The organism is Pseudomonas sp. C32 (genome assembly GCF_030417915.1).
In the GTDB taxonomy this organism is placed as follows: Bacteria; Pseudomonadota; Gammaproteobacteria; order Pseudomonadales; family Pseudomonadaceae; genus Aquipseudomonas.
In genome coordinates, this window is the sequence record NZ_JAUHUK010000024.1 from 20,463 (window position 1) to 36,183 (window position 15,721).

At 59.6% G+C, this 15,721-nt stretch carries 15 protein-coding genes; 9 read left to right on the plus strand and 6 right to left on the minus strand.

All coding sequences use genetic code 11. From position 1 onward, the window contains the following. Window positions 1-68: 68 nt before the first annotated feature. The gene (locus QYH43_RS23205; RefSeq protein WP_095057090.1) at window positions 69-950 is read left to right on the plus strand and encodes a LysR substrate-binding domain-containing protein; all 882 of its coding nucleotides are present in this window, start codon (window positions 69-71) and stop codon (window positions 948-950) included. Window positions 951-1,150: 200 nt separating this feature from the next. Here QYH43_RS23205 and QYH43_RS23210 read toward each other — a convergent pair whose 3' ends face one another. Next, the gene (locus QYH43_RS23210) at window positions 1,151-2,035 is read right to left on the minus strand and encodes an MBL fold metallo-hydrolase (protein WP_095057089.1); all 885 of its coding nucleotides are present in this window, start codon (window positions 2,033-2,035) and stop codon (window positions 1,151-1,153) included. A gap of 211 nt (window positions 2,036-2,246) precedes the next feature. Here QYH43_RS23210 and QYH43_RS23215 point away from each other — a divergent pair, with 211 nt between their 5' ends. Beyond that, window positions 2,247-3,152, plus strand: coding sequence for a LysR family transcriptional regulator (locus tag QYH43_RS23215; RefSeq protein ID WP_218232050.1), 906 nt, complete (start codon window positions 2,247-2,249; stop codon window positions 3,150-3,152). Window positions 3,153-3,354: 202 nt separating this feature from the next. Next, on the plus strand, window positions 3,355-3,531 hold the full coding sequence (locus QYH43_RS23220; RefSeq protein WP_177408776.1) for a hypothetical protein: 177 nt from the start codon (window positions 3,355-3,357) through the stop codon (window positions 3,529-3,531). Between the two features lie 9 nt (window positions 3,532-3,540). Here the strand turns inward: QYH43_RS23220 and QYH43_RS23225 are convergent, their stop codons facing one another. Beyond that, complete coding sequence (locus tag QYH43_RS23225; RefSeq protein ID WP_095057086.1) at window positions 3,541-4,437, minus strand: helix-turn-helix domain-containing protein; 897 nt, start codon at window positions 4,435-4,437, stop codon at window positions 3,541-3,543. 190 nt (window positions 4,438-4,627) lie between these two features. On the opposite strand from QYH43_RS23225, the gene pobA reads away from it, so the two are divergent. Both pobA and QYH43_RS23235 read left to right on the plus strand, forming a co-directional pair. Then, window positions 4,628-5,812 (plus strand): 4-hydroxybenzoate 3-monooxygenase, encoded by a 1,185-nt coding sequence (gene pobA / locus QYH43_RS23230; protein ID WP_177408782.1) that lies wholly within the window; start codon window positions 4,628-4,630, stop codon window positions 5,810-5,812. Between the two features lie 78 nt (window positions 5,813-5,890). Next, window positions 5,891-7,408, plus strand: coding sequence for an MDR family MFS transporter (locus QYH43_RS23235; RefSeq protein WP_301158200.1), 1,518 nt, complete (start codon window positions 5,891-5,893; stop codon window positions 7,406-7,408). A 113-nt stretch (window positions 7,409-7,521) separates the two neighbouring features. On the opposite strand, the gene QYH43_RS23240 is transcribed toward QYH43_RS23235, so the two are convergent. From QYH43_RS23240 to QYH43_RS23255, 4 genes are all read right to left on the minus strand, one after another. Continuing rightward, window positions 7,522-8,370 (minus strand): cache domain-containing protein, encoded by an 849-nt coding sequence (locus tag QYH43_RS23240; protein ID WP_095057083.1) that lies wholly within the window; start codon window positions 8,368-8,370, stop codon window positions 7,522-7,524. Window positions 8,371-8,507: 137 nt separating this feature from the next. Next, window positions 8,508-9,386 carry an ATPase gene (locus QYH43_RS23245; protein ID WP_301158201.1) on the minus strand — a complete coding sequence of 293 codons (879 nt, stop codon included), beginning with the start codon at window positions 9,384-9,386 and terminating at the stop codon, window positions 8,508-8,510. 117 nt (window positions 9,387-9,503) lie between these two features. Then, entirely contained in the window at window positions 9,504-10,496 is a 993-nt protein-coding gene (locus QYH43_RS23250) for an NAD(P)-dependent oxidoreductase (protein WP_095057081.1), read from the minus strand. 54 nt (window positions 10,497-10,550) lie between these two features. Then, on the minus strand, window positions 10,551-11,444 hold the full coding sequence (locus QYH43_RS23255; RefSeq protein WP_095057080.1) for a LysR family transcriptional regulator ArgP: 894 nt from the start codon (window positions 11,442-11,444) through the stop codon (window positions 10,551-10,553). 95 nt (window positions 11,445-11,539) lie between these two features. On the opposite strand from QYH43_RS23255, the gene QYH43_RS23260 reads away from it, so the two are divergent. The 4 genes from QYH43_RS23260 to QYH43_RS23275 all read left to right on the plus strand — a co-directional run bounded on the left by QYH43_RS23260 (window position 11,540) and on the right by QYH43_RS23275 (window position 15,706). Then, on the plus strand, window positions 11,540-11,941 hold the full coding sequence (locus QYH43_RS23260; RefSeq protein ID WP_301158202.1) for an ACT domain-containing protein: 402 nt from the start codon (window positions 11,540-11,542) through the stop codon (window positions 11,939-11,941). A gap of 6 nt (window positions 11,942-11,947) precedes the next feature. Further along, window positions 11,948-12,550, plus strand: a complete 603-nt coding sequence (locus QYH43_RS23265) for a LysE/ArgO family amino acid transporter (protein WP_095057078.1) — start codon at window positions 11,948-11,950, stop codon at window positions 12,548-12,550. Between the two features lie 176 nt (window positions 12,551-12,726). Continuing rightward, window positions 12,727-13,323 carry a superoxide dismutase gene (locus QYH43_RS23270; protein ID WP_027619760.1) on the plus strand — a complete coding sequence of 199 codons (597 nt, stop codon included), beginning with the start codon at window positions 12,727-12,729 and terminating at the stop codon, window positions 13,321-13,323. Window positions 13,324-13,654: 331 nt separating this feature from the next. Further along, the gene (locus QYH43_RS23275) at window positions 13,655-15,706 is read left to right on the plus strand and encodes a bifunctional diguanylate cyclase/phosphodiesterase (protein WP_095057076.1); all 2,052 of its coding nucleotides are present in this window, start codon (window positions 13,655-13,657) and stop codon (window positions 15,704-15,706) included. Window positions 15,707-15,721: the final 15 nt, after the last annotated feature.

Genomic DNA, 15,721 nt, shown 5'->3' on the forward strand with positions numbered 1-15,721 from the left:
GACACATAGCCGCAACAATGGATAAAAAGTCATACTAGCCATGTCCTCACGTCATACCTTGGATCCCAATGAAACGACTGCCTCCCCTGCCGGCGCTGCACACTTTTCTGATTACCGCGCAGTGCTGCAACTTCACCCGGGCCGCCGAGCAACTGCACATCACCCAAGGCGCAGTGAGCCGACAGATCGCCGGGCTGGAAGATCATCTGGGTTATGAGCTGTTCATCCGCCAGGCCCGGGGTCTGGGTCTCACGGCCGAGGGACGGGAATGGCTGCCACGGGTGCAACAGATTTTCGGCTTGATCGACGAGGCCGTTGAACAGATCGGTGAGAAGCGCGAAACCTTGCAACTCAAGGCGCCGACCTGCGTCATGCGCTGGTTGCTGCCACGCCTGCTGCAATGGCAAAAGGAACGCCCGGACGTGCCGGTGGAACTGACCACCACGGTCAAGCACGGCGTGGATTTTCATCGCGAACAATTCGATGCGGCAGTGATGTACGGACCGCCGCCGGACAGTGCGTTGATGGCGCAAAAACTGTTCGATGAGCAACTGACACCGGTGTGTTCCAGACCCATGCTCGAAGGGCCGATGACGCTGCAAACACCGGCCGATCTGCAACAACATTTGCTGCTGCACCCGACCCGGGATGAGCGGGACTGGAAGGCGTGGTTGAAAGCGGCGGATGTGCACTTGACCAATGTCGGCAAGGGCCAGCATTTCGAAACACTGGACCTGGCGATGTCGATGGCGTCCCAGGGAACGGGGGTGGCGATTGGCGACTGGTCGCTGATCGGCGATGACCTGAACGCCGGGCGGCTGGTCATGCCCTTTGAATTGAAGGTAAAAACCGGGCTGGCGTATTACCTGGTATTCCCCGAAAAACCCACGCCTTCGCCGAAGTTGCGTGAGTTGATGGGGTGGTTGGTGGAGCAGGCTCAGTCACGCTGAGCCGCCCTTGTAGGAGCCGGCTTGCTGGCGAATATGGCGAGGGGGCTTGTCGGATCGCCGCACCGTCCCGCGCGGCTGAGCAGCAGTCGTAAGACCTGAAAACGCGGTGTACTTGACACATTGCAGGGGAGCGCTTCGCACTCCAGCGGGAGCAAGCTCCCTCGCCACAAAAAGCACCATCAACGCCTCACCGCATCAGCTCACTCACCCCACTTCATCTCGCCCTTGGCGACTTTGGCGCTCAGTTCCAGGGAGCTGTCTTCGCCCAGGGTCGGGAAGCGCTTTTTCATGGCGGCGATCAGTGCGGCAGCGTCCTTGGCCTTGGCGGTTTCTTCGTCGAAAGCCTTGATGTAATCAGCGGTGAACTGCACGGCGGCCAGCGAACGGGCGCTCTCGCCGAGGTAGTGGCCCGGCACAATGGTTTTCGGTTTCAGGGTTTCAATGGCATGCAGCGTAGCCAACCAATCAGTATGGGACTGCGCAGTTTGGGTATCGGCCATCCACACGTGGATGTTTTCTGCCACGACCACGCCACCGACCACTGCCTTGATCGATGGAATCCACACAAAGCTGCGATCTGGCTGTTTGCCTTTCAGGCCCACCACCTGCAACTTCTGCCCTTCGAGGATCAGGCTGTCGCCCTTGAGTACGTCCGGCACGATGGTTTTGGCCGGTACGTCCGCGCCCATCTTCGGCCCCCAGAAGGCCAGTTTGCCGTCGACGGTTTTCTTGATGTGGTCCACGGTGGGCTGCGATGCAAGCACCTTGGCCTTGGGGAATGCAGCGGTCAGGGTGTCGAGGCCGAAGTAGTAATCCGGGTCGCCGTGGCTGATGTAGATGGTGGTCAGTTGCTTGCCGCTGGCGCGGATCTTTTCGACCACGTGTTCGGCCTGGGATTTGCCGAACTGCGCGTCTACCAGGATCGCGTCTTTTTCGCCGCTGACGAGTACGGACGTCACCGGGAAAATCGCTTTTTCTCCAGGGTTGTAGACATCCAGCGTCAGCGTCGATGCACTGGCGTGGGCGGCAAAGCCGAGAGCGGCGCTGGCCAGTAAAATACGCTTAAACGTGGTGAAAACGATCATCTGTTGCTCCTTGGTTGAAATACGCCTTTGTAGGAGCCGGCTTGCTGGCGATGGTCTTTAACGAAAACCCATGCTGACCTGGAAAGCGCGGCGCCTGGGACAGCATCGCCAGCAAGCCGGCTCCTACAGAAGATGGAGGGAGCTTAGTTGCCTGACTCAGTACAAAAAATGCGATCCTTGGACATAGTTTGTTTCTGAAATCGGGCAAATCATGGATCGTCTACAAGCAATGCGTGTGTTCGTCACGGTGGTCGACCTCGGCAGTCAGTCGGCTGCCGCCGATCATCTGGAGCTGTCGAGGCCAGTGGTTTCGCGGTATCTGGCAGAACTGGAAGACTGGGTCGGCGCACGCCTGATGCACCGCACCACGCGCAAGCTGAGCCTGACCGCCGCCGGTAGCGAAATGCTGCCGCGTTGTCGGCAGATGCTCGACTTGTCCACCGACATGCAGGCCGCCGTCAGCGTCCCGGACGATGCCCCACGTGGATTGTTGCGGATCAGCGTCAGCACTTCGTTCGGCCAGGCACAACTGGCCGATGCCATGGCCGCTTACGTCAAGCGTTACCCCGGCGTCAGCATCGACATGCAGATGCTCGACCGCACGGTGAACCTGGTGGATGAGCGCATCGACCTGGCGATCCGCACCAGCAATGACCTGGACCCGAACCTGATCGCCCGCCGCCTGACAGTCTGTCGCTCAGTGATCTGCGCTTCTCCGGCTTATCTGCGCGAGCACCCGGCACCGCAGCGGGTAGAAGACCTGAGCCAGCACAACTGCCTCACCCATTCCTATTTCGGCAAAAGCCTGTGGCATTTCGAGCAGGACGGCGAGCAGGTTTCGGTACCGGTGCACGGCAACATCAGCGCCAATGAAGCCAGCACGTTGCTGCGCGCTGCGATGGCCGGTGCCGGGGTGGCGATGTTGCCGACGTATCAGGCGGGGGTGCACATCCACAGCGGTGAACTGGTGCGACTGTTATCCACAGCCGAACCTCGAGAGATGAGCGTGTACGCCGTGTATGCCTCACGCAAACACATGCCGACGGCGCTGCGCAGTCTGCTGGATTTTCTGGTGATCAGATTTCCGGAAGAACCGCAATGGGACGCGTATTTGTAAACACCGACCTTGTAGGAGCTGGCTTGCCAGCGATAGCGGCGTATCAAACAACATCAACGGTGACTGACACGCCCTCTTCGCTGGCAAGCCAGCTCCCACAAGGGGCATCAGCGCTCTGAATGCCGCGCCATGGCTGGTAACTCACCCGCGTTGACCTATGCTCAAAGTAATACCGAAAGGTATTCGTTCAGAGGTTAATGCCGTGAACATCAGAACAAGAAGATACCTCGCGATTTTCGTCACCTGCGCCGTCACCCTCGGGCTGTATGGCGCTGCTGCCTGGCGTGTCGAGCAGTTGCGTAATCTGCCCCGTGAGGCCGCGAGCTGCAATTACGAGCACTGCATTCCTCACAACGCGACCCTCAACGCCCTCCGATAACGAAGGGGATCAGGTCTCGTTGCCCTGATCGGCCTTCAAGCGGTCGCGGAACGCCTTTGGCGAGATCCCCACTCGACGTCGGAACAGGCGTGTGAAGTTGGTCGGATCAGAAAACCCCAACACATCGGACATTTCGTAAATGGTCATGCTGGTGTAGGTCAGCAAACGCTTGGCCTCCAGCAATTGCCGCTCGTGCATGATCTGCAATGCCGGTTGCCCCGCCAGTTCACGGCACGTGCCATTGAGGTGGGAGACGGAAATCCCCAGCCGATGCGCCAGGTCCTCGACCTTGACGTGCTGGCGATAAGTCTCTTCCACCAGCTGAATAAACCCGTTGAGGTATTCCCGTGCCCGCTGCGGTCGCGCCATGGCAGTGCGTCGCTGGATCACCTGACGGCTGACCCACACCATGATCACGCTGACCAGCGAATGCATGAGCATTTCCCGCGCCGGTTGGTGGCTGGTGTATTCGTTCTGCAACGCACTGAACAGGCTATTAAGGTACTCGGCATCTTTGCCGGCCGGGTAACTTTCAGACTGGGCCAGGGCATTCACCGAATGCCCCAGTTGCACCTGCAAATGGGCGATCAGTGGCGCCGCCAACGTGACCACGAAACCTTCCACATCCTCGGAAAAACGAAAGCCGTGCACCGAAAGCGGCGGCAGGATCTGGATCGCCGGTTCGCTCAGTTGCGTGCGTTGGCCTTCGATTTCAAGTTCTGCCTGGCCTTTGAAGACGAAAAGCAGCTGACACAGATCGGCATGGCGATGGGGTTTGATTTCCCAATGATGTTCGCGGCTGCGTTTGGAAATGGTTTCACAGTGCAGCAAGTCCGGGGTGGGCCAATCCAGGCTTTCACCGTAGAGCTTGAACACCGGAATCGAAGGCAGGTCAGGCTTGTTCATCACTTCAATCCAGGCCTCGGGGTTGATCTGGGGCGATAATCGCACCGATTGGCAGAATGTACAGCTATCGGCTCAGTTTTCACCTTCAATTGACAGACTCGCAAGTGAAAAATGCAAACACTCGATCCATAAAAATAATTCACCGGCCTTGGTCGCGTGGAGCTTGCGAGTCATAAGAACAATGAAAACACTGAAAACCCAAGTTGCCATTATCGGTGCTGGCCCCTCCGGCTTGCTTCTCGGCCAATTGCTCCACAACGCCGGCATCGACACCATCGTTCTCGAACGTCAAACCCCCGATTACGTGCTCGGCCGAATCCGCGCCGGTGTGCTCGAACAAGGCATGGTAGAGCTGCTGCGCCAGGCGGGTGTAAGTCAGCGCATGGACGCCGAAGGCCTGGTCCACGGCGGTTTTGAACTGGCCCTCGACGGGCGCCAGGTGCACATTGATCTGCAAGCGTTGACCGGCGGCAAGACCGTGATGATCTACGGCCAGACCGAGGTCACCCGCGACCTGATGGATGCTCGTCGGGAGGTGGGCGCGCAGACGATTTACCAGGCCAGCAACGTCGTTCCCCACGGCATGAAAACCGATGAGGCGTTTGTCACTTTTGAGAAGGATGGCGAAACCTATCGGGTCGATTGCGACTACATCGCCGGTTGCGACGGCTTCCACGGCGTGGCTCGGCAATCGATTCCCGCCGAATGCCTGAAGGTGTTCGAACGCGTCTACCCGTTTGGCTGGCTGGGGATTCTGGCCGACACGCCGCCGGTCCACGAAGAATTGGTCTACGCCCGCCACGAGCGCGGTTTTGCCCTGTGCAGCATGCGCTCGTCGACGCGCACCCGTTACTACGTGCAAGTGCCCGCAGACGAAAATGTCGAGGATTGGTCCGATCAACGCTTCTGGGACGAACTCAAAAGCCGCCTGCCGGTCGAGCTTGCGCAAAAACTGGTGACCGGCCCGTCCATCGAAAAAAGCATCGCGCCGCTGCGCAGTTTCGTCGTCGAACCCATGCAGTACGGGCGGATGTTCCTGGTCGGTGACGCCGCGCACATTGTCCCGCCCACCGGGGCCAAGGGTCTGAACCTGGCGGCCAGCGACGTCAGCACGCTGTTCAACATCCTGGTCAAGGTTTACCGCGAAGATCGCCTCGATTTGCTGGAGAAGTACTCGGAAATCTGCCTGCGTCGCGTGTGGAAGGCCGAACGGTTTTCCTGGTGGATGACGTCGATGCTGCACCGTTTCGACGACCACGATGCGTTCAGCCAACGCATTGCCGAATCGGAGCTGGAATACTTTGTCGGTTCTGAAGCGGGTCGCAAAACCATTGCAGAAAATTACGTCGGCCTTCCGTACGAGGCTATCGAATAGCCTGCTATCGACTTACACTGGCGAGCATCCCCGCTCGCCTTGCGGCTTGCGGGTCAATCTCTGCCCGCAGGTTTTCCCGTGACCAATCTCCACCAGCCTGAAACGCCCAAACCGGCCATCCGCAGCGTGCTGATCGCGCTGATGCTGGCGATCTTTCTGGGCGCCCTGGACCAGACCATCGTCGCCGTGTCGATGCCGGCCATTTCTGCGCAATTCAAAGACGTCAGCCTGTTGGCCTGGGTGATTTCCGGCTACATGGTAGCGATGACGGTGGCCGTGCCGATCTACGGCAAATTGGGTGACCTGTACGGCCGGCGCAAGTTGATGCTGTTCGGCATGGGCCTGTTCACCCTGGCGTCGGTGTTCTGCGGCATGGCCCAGAGCATGGAGCAATTGGTGCTGGCGCGGATTCTTCAGGGTATCGGCGCTGGCGGGATGATTTCCGTGAGTCAGGCAATCATCGGCGACATCGTGCCGCCCCGGGAACGTGGCCGCTATCAGGGCTACTTCAGTAGCATGTATGCGGTGGCGAGTGTGGCCGGCCCGGTGCTCGGCGGCTACATGACCGAGTACCTGTCGTGGCGCTGGGTGTTCCTGATCAACCTGCCGCTGGGCCTCGGCGCGTGGTGGGTGGCCAGTCGCACACTGGTCGGCCTGCCGGTCCCGCAACGCAAACCGATCATCGATTACCTCGGCACCCTGCTGATGATCATCGGCCTGACCGCGTTGCTACTCGGCATCACTCAAGTCGGCCAGGGCCATTCGTGGCGCAGCGCCGAAGTGCTGGCGCTGCTGACGAGTGCAGTGCTGGTACTGGGGCTGTTCGTGGTCCACGAACGTCGGACGCGAGAGCCATTGTTGCCCATGCATCTGTTCGCCAACCGCAATGCGATCCTGTGCTGGTGCACGATTTTCTTCACCAGTTTCCAGGCGATTTCGTTGATAGTGTTGATGCCGTTGCGCTTTCAGAGCGTGACCGGTGCCGGTGCCGACAGCGCAGCCCTGCACTTGCTGCCGCTGGCCATGGGCTTGCCGATCGGTGCCTATTTCGCCGGGCGCCGCACGTCTGTGACGGGGCGCTACAAACCCATGATCCTCACCGGCGCTGTGCTGATGCCGATCTCGATTCTGGGCATGGCTTTCAGTCCGCCCCAGGCGTTTGTGCTGAGCAGCCTGTTCATGTTGCTCTGCGGGATTGCCTCGGGCATGCAGTTCCCGACTTCATTGGTGGGCACACAGAATTCGGTGGAACAGCGTGATATCGGTGTGGCCACCAGCACCACCAACCTGTTCCGTTCGCTGGGCGGCGCGGTGGGTGTGGCGTTGATGTCGGCGCTGTTGCTGGCGTTGTTGCAGGATTCGAGCTTCGCCCATCTCGCTGGCTCGACACTGATTGCCGAAGGGCATTCAGGGAATGTGTTGCTGGATGGTTTGAACGCTGCACCGGGGGATGCGCAAGACGCCCTGCGCGCGGAACTGCTGCTGACGTTCCGGCACTTGCTGATCGTCAGCGCGGTCGTGTCGCTGTTGGGGTTGGCGGCGGCAATTGCGATGCCGAACCTGTTGTTACGTGGGCGCGAGGACAAGGCGCGCTAGACAGACCGCGTTGCGGCGTTCGCTGGCAAGCCAGCTCCTACGAAGTGCGAGGGACGCCTGATTCCCTGTAGGAGCTGGCTTGCCAGCGAAGGCGGTCTGACAGGCACCACGATTCAAGGGCTGTAATACCCGACCGCCACCAGGAAGTGCCCGACCTTCTTCAGGTACGCATGCTTGTTCTCGACCTTGCCGGTCACCGGGTTTTTCCAGCGGTACTCGTAATCGCCGTAATCCTGTTTAGCCATCAGCGCCAGAATCGGCTCGCCGACCGGTTTGCCTTCCGGATCTTCAACCTTGTTGAAATCGGTGTTGATCAGCCGCAAGTTGGTGCCATGGGCCACATACCGCTGGGTGTCCAGGTCGACAACAAACACATAGAGGTCGTCCTGCAAATACCCGCCCTTGAGGGAATTGATCGCCGTCAGCGTGCCCTTTTCGTCCTTGGCCAGATCGGTTGCCGCTTTGTTCAACAAAGCCATGGCTTGCTCGGCTGACGCCCGTGGCAGGTAGTAACCGACCGCGAGAATCCGTTGACCGACGCGCTGGTAGTACACGTGTTTGCGCTCGACCTTGCCGTCGCCCCAGTTCTGCCAGCGATACTCCGCCTGCTGAATGCCATTGCCCTCCGGTACTTTCAAGGCATCCTTGAAGGTTTTCTGCAAATCCGGCCCAAGGGTTTCCGACACATCCCGGCCAATCAACGCGGCGGACGGCCCGCCGCTGGCGAGCATGACGCCCTTGGTGTCGAGCACGAAGACATACCGGTCCTTGTCGACGAACTCGCCTTGACGGCTGAAGGCCGCAAAGGCCTTGTCGCCATTCTCGTGATAGTACGCCAAGGCCTTTTCCAGCAAGGCGATGGCAGCCTTGCTGTCTTCCTTCTCGGTACCGGCGGCCTGCGCCTGGCCCAGGCACAGCACAAGCATGCCGCAGAGCCAGGTCAACTTTTGCAGAAACCCCATTGCGTGTCCCTCGTTCCTGTTGGTGTTTCAAGAGCGTAGACGGCAATGGGGGATGTATGGATATTCAGGAAACATGAGGATGGTTTTTGTGCCGAGGGAGCAAGCTCGCTCGGCACAAAAACTCACTGAACAGACGATTACTGTTGCCGGGCGCGCAATTGCTGTTGCAGGTTCTGGATCTGCGCCTGAAGGGTATTGATGTTGCGGGTGACCTGGCCGCGGAACGCATCGAACTCGGCGGTGCTGGACCCGCCTTGTGGCGCTGCCGGGCGATTGTCCTGCTGGCTTTTGAGTATCAGGATGTCCTGCTCCAGTCGCTCGATGGCGGCGCTTGGGTTGCCTTGTTTCTTCAGTGCGACGATATCGGCGCCCAGGCTTTTCAATTGCGCATCGAATTTTTCGGCATCCGCCGGAGCATTTTTCAGCGTGGTCAATTCACTGCCGAGTGCTTTGACCTGCGCCTGCAATTGCGTGTTGGCAGTCTGTTGCTCGGTGTTCTGGGCTGCCATTTGTGCCAGGCGCTTATCCAGTTCGGCGGTTTGTGCCGTCATCTGCGCCAGACGCTTGTCGAGGTCCGATGCCTGGCCGGCAACGCCCTGCTGTTGCGTGGTCTGCTCCAGCAGCCTGCTTTCCAGTTGCTTGATTTGCATCTTCAGGGCTTCGCTGTCGGTGGTGACGTTTGTCTGGCTGGCGACCACCTTGCCGGAAATGTCCTGCAAACGACCCGCCGCTTCCTCACTGATTCGCGCGAAGCTTTCCTGGGTCGCCACCAATTGCTGCTCCATCAGCGAAATCTGCTGAAAACTCCACCAGGCAAGGCCCGCGAACGCAAAGAACAACGCGCCGACCAATGCCCACAGCGGCCCGGTGCTCGCGGCCTTGACCTTGACCACCGGCGCCGTACGCGAATGCACGACCTTGCGAGTGGTCGGTGGAAAATCATCGTCATCGAGGACGTCTGCACGCAGGCTCGGTACGTCGTCGAAGTCGTCGTTGGCATCGTTACGCATGGACATTGAATCAACCTTTGTAAAACAGATGATGGCTTTGTGCCGTGCAGTATAACCCTCACGACCGCAACCATTGACCCTGAACCCCGATCCTCGGTTCAACAGGCGACCGGCAGCTGTTCGTCAGCGAATGTCCTGGGCCTTCCACCAGCCGCAGAATTCATCCAATGCCGTCCACAGACTGACCTTCGGATCGTAATCCAGATAATGCCGGGCGCGGCTGATGTCCAGGGTGAAGTTTTTGTTCATGACCTGCATGCCCAAGCGCGACAGCGTCGGCTCGGGACGCCCCGGCCACAGCTTGCACGCGCCCTCGTTGAGTGCGGCAACCGAGTAAGCCAGGCCGAAGGAACGGTGACGCGTGACCTGTGGGACGTCCATCTGGCGCATGACGTAGTTGACCACGTCCCACAAGGGGATCGGCGTGCCGTTGCTGATGTTGTAGGCCTTGCCCAGGGCAGAGCCGGTGGCCAGCAAACTGCTGAGCAACGCTTCGTTTAGGTTGTGCACGCTGGTGAAATCGACCTTGTTCAGGCCGTTGCCGATGATCGCCAGGCGGCCCTTGCGCTGCATCTTCAGCAGGCGCGGGAATATGCTCATATCGCCGGCGCCGGTGACGAAACGCGGACGCAAGGCCAGGGTTTCGAGGCCGAACTCCTGGGCACCGAAGACCTTTTGCTCAGCCAGATACTTGGTCGCGGCATAGTGGTGTTTGAAGCGCTTGGGCACCTGTTCTTCGGTCAGGCCCACGTGGTCGCGGCCATCAAAGTAGATCGACGGTGACGACAAGTGCACCAACCGCCGAACCCGCTGCTTCAGACACGCTTCGACCACGTTTTCGGTGACCTGGACGTTACCTTGATGAAAGTCCTGATAACGCCCCCACAAACCGACGGCGCCAGCGCAGTGCACCACGGCCTCGACGTCAGAACACAGTTCGCGCGCCAGTTCCGGGTCGCTCAAGTCACCCGGGATGAACTCGGCGCCGCGGCGCACCAGATGCTCCACACTCTCGGCCCGGCGACCGTTGACCCGCACGTCCAGGCCCTGCTCCAGGGCGAAACGCGCAAAGCGCCCGCCGATGAAGCCGCTTGCGCCGGTAACCAGAATTTTCATGTAGTGCTCCGAATATTTCGTTTTGCGTATTGCGTGAGGTCTTGACGCTGCCCGTCAGTCCAACGGCACCAGCCATTGCTTCGACGCGCGCACCAATTGATCCGTGAGTAAACCCAGCAGTTGACCGCCGTTGCGCCAATGATGCCAGTACAGCGGCACATCGATCGGCTTATCTGGCAAAAGCTCCAGCAAAACACCGCGTTCCAGTTGTTCGCGCACCTGTAATTCCGGAACCAGTCCCCAGCCGAGCCCGGCTTCAGTCAGGCGAATGAATCCTTCAGACGACGGGCACAAGTGGTGTTCGAAGCCGCCATCGACGCCAAGCGAAGCGAGATATCGATGCTGCAGGAAATCGTCCGGGCCAAACACCAGCGCCGGGGTTCGGGCCAACTGATCGGCGCGTACGCCGTCAGGAAAGTGCCGGGCAATGAACGCCGGACTGGCCAATGCGCGATAGCGCATGGCCCCCAACAGCACGCTGCGCGCCCCGGCAACCGGGCGTTCACTGGCACAAAGGCAGGCTGCCACTTCACCGGCACGCATGCGCTTGAGGCCGACGGTCTGGTCCTCGACCACCAGATCCATCAATACCTTCTCCTGCGCGCAGAAATCCCCCACGGCCTGCGCCCACCAAGTCGCCAGGCTGTCGGCGTTCAAGGCGATCCGCAGGCGTTCCGGCAAGCCCTCTTCATCGAGCGCCGGCACCAAGCTTTGCAAATCCCGTTCAAGCAACCGCACCTGCTGCACATGATTGAGCAGTCGGCGCCCGATTTCAGTCGGGGTGGGCGGCGTGGCGCGTATCAGCACCGGCTGGCCGACCCGTGCCTCCAGCAATTTGATGCGCTGGGAAATCGCCGACTGCGACAACCCCAGCACTTGGGCTGCCCGTTCAAAACCGGCCTGTTCTACCACCGCTGCCAGCGCGGAAAGCAATTTATAGTCGAACATCAGTTTTCCTAATGAGCGATCAGCATGATTGGTTTTTCTTATACAGCTTTCGCACGGAGAATGCCCGACAAGAACTCTTGAACAAGGATCCCCCCATGGCTGGCGAAACTTCATTGGCAACGCTGCTGCGCAGCATGAGCCCGCAACTCAACGCCGGCGAGTATGTGTTCTGCACCCTGCGTGACGGGACATTGCCTGCGGGTCTGGACATCATCGGCAGTTTTCGCGAACAGGAAGGCATGACCGTCATTCTGGAACGCTCCCACGCCGAAAAGGCCGGATTCAGCTTCGACTACATCGCGGCCTGGATCACCCTCAACGTGCACTCGGCCCTCGAAGCCGTTGGACTGACTGCCGCGTTCGCCACGGCATTGGGCAAGGCCGGTATCAGCTGCAACGTGATTGCCGGCTACTTCCACGACCATTTGTTTGTCGGCCAGGCCGACGCCGAGCGCGCCGTGCAAGTGCTGCGGGACCTGGCGGCCAACGGGGAGTAAAACGCAATGTGGCAAAGTTATGTGAACGGCCTGTTGGTGGCCTTCGGCCTGATCATGGCGATCGGGACCCAAAATGCGTTTGTGCTGGCGCAAAGTTTGCGGCGTGAGCATCACCTGCCGGTCGCAGCACTGTGCGTAGCCTGTGACGCCCTGCTCGTGGCCGCCGGCGTGTTCGGGCTGGCGACGGTGCTGGCGCAGAATCCGACGTTGCTGGCGATTGCCCGCTGGGGCGGTGCGGCATTCCTGATCTGGTACGGCAGCCAGGCGCTGCGTCGGGCCTTTTCCAGTCAGAGCCTGCAACAGGGTGAAAATCAGACCGTGCGTTCATTGCGCGCCGTCATGCTCAGCGCCCTGGCGGTGACGTTGCTCAATCCACATGTCTATCTGGACACCGTTCTGCTGATCGGCTCCCTCGGTGCCCAGCAAACAGAACCCGGTGCCTACGTGGTGGGCGCCGCCAGTGCATCGCTGCTGTGGTTTTTCACCCTGGCACTCGGCGCGGCATGGCTGGCCCCTTGGCTCGCCCGCCCGAGCACCTGGCGAATTCTCGACCTGTTGGTCGCGGTGATGATGTTCGCGGTAGCGTTCCAGCTGATCAGCGCCGGATAAGTTATTCCAAAAGGCTCTGGAACCTCTATTCCACACAGTTGTTGCGTGGTTATGCCGCAACCCCGGTGCTATGATCCGACACCTGCGCCGCAAAGAGTACAAACTCCCCGGCGCTTGTCTGGCCGCCCGTGATCGGCCTTGCGCTCACCGCACCTGACCTGATTAGGAGATTCACCATGGCTTTCGAATTGCCGCCACTGCCTTACGCACACGATGCTCTGCAGCCGCACATTTCCAAGGAAACTCTGGAATTTCACCACGACAAGCACCACAACACCTACGTCGTGAACCTGAACAACCTGGTGCCAGGCACCGAGTTCGAAGGCAAGACCCTGGAAGAAATCGTCAAGACTTCCTCGGGTGGCATCTTCAACAACGCCGCTCAGGTCTGGAACCACACTTTCTACTGGAACTGCCTGGCGCCAAACGCTGGCGGTCAACCAACCGGCGCGCTGGCTGAAGCCATCAACGCGGCTTTCGGTTCGTTCGACAAGTTCAAGGAAGAGTTCAGCAAAACCTCCATCGGCACCTTCGGTTCCGGCTGGGGCTGGCTGGTGAAAAAGGCTGACGGTTCCCTGGCCCTGGCCAGCACCATCGGCGCCGGCAACCCGCTGACCAACGGCGACACCCCGCTGCTGACCTGCGACGTCTGGGAACACGCTTACTACATCGACTACCGCAACGTTCGTCCGAAGTATGTCGAGGCGTTCTGGAACCTGGTCAACTGGAAGTTCGTGGCTGAGCAGTTCGAAGGCAAAACCTTCACCGCTTAAGCTCGACGCCAGTCAAAAAACCCGGCTTTCATGCCGGGTTTTTTTTCGCCTGATACCACGGACATTTTCCGACATTGAAACAGGCGTTATCGCCCTTGCCCCCACGCCACAGGGGGCTAACATCAAACACATGGAAAATATCTGCACCTCCCCCTCAAGTTGAAGGACTCGACAACCGACACAGTGCGATAGGCTAATGGTTTCAGATGCTGCATATCGGCCAAGCTGCAGGCAAAATTTCCCATGGATGATTGTCCCTTTGACTGGCATCACGGGATTGCCAATACTCATGGCAACTTGATGCTACCCGCACGGAACAAGGAATAACCCTTTGAAGCTGGAACTCAAGAACAGCTTGTCGGTGAAGTTGCTCCGGGTCGTGCTCCTGTCGGCATTGATCGTCGGCGTGGTCTTGAGCTGCGCGCAGATTGTTTTCGATGCCTATAACACACGCCAGGCCGTCGCCGGCGACGCCGACCGCATCCTCGACATGTTTCGCGATCCCTCGACCCAGGCCGTTTACAGCCTGGACAGGGAAATGGGCATGCAGGTTATCGAAGGTCTGTTTCAGGACGATGCCGTGCGCCAGGCCTCCATCGGCCATCCCAATGAAGCCATGCTCGCGCAAAAGTCCCGCGAGTTGCAGCAGTCCAATACTCGTTGGCTGACCGACCTGATCCTGGGCAAGGAGCGCACGTTCACCACCCAACTGGTAGGACGCGGTCCGTACAGCGAGTACTACGGTGACCTGAGCATTACCCTCGATACCGCCACCTATGGCCAGGGGTTCATTGTCAGCTCGGTGATCATCTTCATTTCCGGCGTATTGCGCGCCCTGGCGATGGGGTTAGTGCTGTATCTGGTCTACCACTGGCTGCTGACCAAACCACTGTCGCGGATCATCGAGCACCTGACGGAAATCAACCCGGACCGCCCCAGCGAACACAAAATCCCGCAACTCAAGGGACATGAGAAAAACGAACTGGGGATCTGGATCAACACCGCCAACCAGTTGCTCGAATCCATCGAGCGCAACACCCACCTGCGCCATGAAGCAGAAAACAGCCTGTTGCGCATGGCCCAGTATGACTTCCTCACCGGCCTGCCGAACCGTCAGCAATTGCAAACGCAACTGGACAGGATCCTCATTGACGCTGGCAAACTGCAACGGCGGGTCGCTGTGTTGTGTGTCGGGCTCGATGACTTCAAAGGCATCAACGAACAATTCAGCTACCAGACCGGTGACCAGTTGCTGCTGGCCCTGGCCGATCGGCTGCGTGGTCATAGCGGGCGTCTAGGCGCCCTCGCCCGCCTCGGTGGCGACCAGTTCGCCCTGGTGCAGGCCGATATCGAGCAGCCCTACGAGGCTGCCGAACTGGCGCAAAGCATTCTCGATGACCTGGAAGCGGCGTTTGCCCTCGATCATCAGGAGATCCGCCTGCGCGCCACCATCGGCATCACCCTGTTCCCGGAGGACGGCGACAGCACCGAGAAGCTGTTGCAGAAAGCCGAGCAGACCATGACCCTGGCCAAGACCCGCTCGCGCAACCGTTATCAGTTCTATATCGCCAGCGTCGACACCGAAATGCGGCGACGCCGCGAACTGGAAAAAGACCTGCGTGATGCGCTGACCCGCAACCAGTTCTACCTCGTCTATCAACCACAAATCAGTTATCGCGATCACCGGGTGGTCGGTGTCGAAGCGTTGATTCGCTGGCAGCACCCCGACCACGGGCTGGTGCCACCCGACCAATTCATCCCGCTGGCCGAACAGAACGGCACCATCATTGCCATTGGGGAATGGGTGCTGGATCAGGCCTGCAAGCAATTGCGCGAGTGGCACGACCTGGGCTTCAGCGACCTGCGCATGGCGGTCAATTTGTCTACCGTACAGTTGCACCACGCCGAGCTGCCACGGGTGGTCAACAACCTGATGCAGATGTACCGCCTGCCGCCACGCAGCCTCGAGCTCGAAGTCACCGAAACCGGCCTGATGGAAGACATCAGCACCGCAGCCCAGCATTTGCTCAGCCTGCGTCGCTCCGGCGCGCTGATTGCCATCGACGACTTCGGTACGGGCTACTCGTCCTTGAGCTATCTGAAAAGCCTGCCGCTGGACAAGATCAAGATCGACAAGGGCTTCGTTCAGGATCTGCTCGATGACGACGACGATGCAACCATCGTTCGGGCCATCATCCAGTTGGGCAAGAGCCTGGGCATGCAGGTGATTGCCGAAGGCGTGGAAACCGCTGAGCAAGAGGCCTACATCATCTCGGAAGGTTGCCATGAAGGTCAGGGTTACTTTTACAGCAAGCCCCTGCCATCAAGGGAACTGAGCGCTTACTTGAAGCAGGCCCAGCGCACCAACGCCGCTATCTTGTAACCCCCTGTAGGAGCG

What these genes read in the sequence shown, in the direction of transcription:
- QYH43_RS23205 (WP_095057090.1), top strand. Translation starts at nt 69, where the DNA reads ATGAAACGACTGCCTCCCCTGCCGGCGCTGCACACTTTTCTGATTACC.
- QYH43_RS23210 (WP_095057089.1), bottom strand. Translation starts at nt 2,035, where the DNA reads ATGATCGTTTTCACCACGTTTAAGCGTATTTTACTGGCCAGCGCCGCT.
- QYH43_RS23215 (WP_218232050.1), top strand. Translation starts at nt 2,247, where the DNA reads ATGGATCGTCTACAAGCAATGCGTGTGTTCGTCACGGTGGTCGACCTC.
- QYH43_RS23225 (WP_095057086.1), bottom strand. Translation starts at nt 4,437, where the DNA reads ATGAACAAGCCTGACCTGCCTTCGATTCCGGTGTTCAAGCTCTACGGT.
- QYH43_RS23240 (WP_095057083.1), bottom strand. Translation starts at nt 8,370, where the DNA reads ATGGGGTTTCTGCAAAAGTTGACCTGGCTCTGCGGCATGCTTGTGCTG.
- QYH43_RS23245 (WP_301158201.1), bottom strand. Translation starts at nt 9,386, where the DNA reads ATGTCCATGCGTAACGATGCCAACGACGACTTCGACGACGTACCGAGC.
- QYH43_RS23250 (WP_095057081.1), bottom strand. Translation starts at nt 10,496, where the DNA reads ATGAAAATTCTGGTTACCGGCGCAAGCGGCTTCATCGGCGGGCGCTTT.
- QYH43_RS23255 (WP_095057080.1), bottom strand. Translation starts at nt 11,444, where the DNA reads ATGTTCGACTATAAATTGCTTTCCGCGCTGGCAGCGGTGGTAGAACAG.
- QYH43_RS23260 (WP_301158202.1), top strand. Translation starts at nt 11,540, where the DNA reads ATGGCTGGCGAAACTTCATTGGCAACGCTGCTGCGCAGCATGAGCCCG.
- QYH43_RS23265 (WP_095057078.1), top strand. Translation starts at nt 11,948, where the DNA reads ATGTGGCAAAGTTATGTGAACGGCCTGTTGGTGGCCTTCGGCCTGATC.
- QYH43_RS23270 (WP_027619760.1), top strand. Translation starts at nt 12,727, where the DNA reads ATGGCTTTCGAATTGCCGCCACTGCCTTACGCACACGATGCTCTGCAG.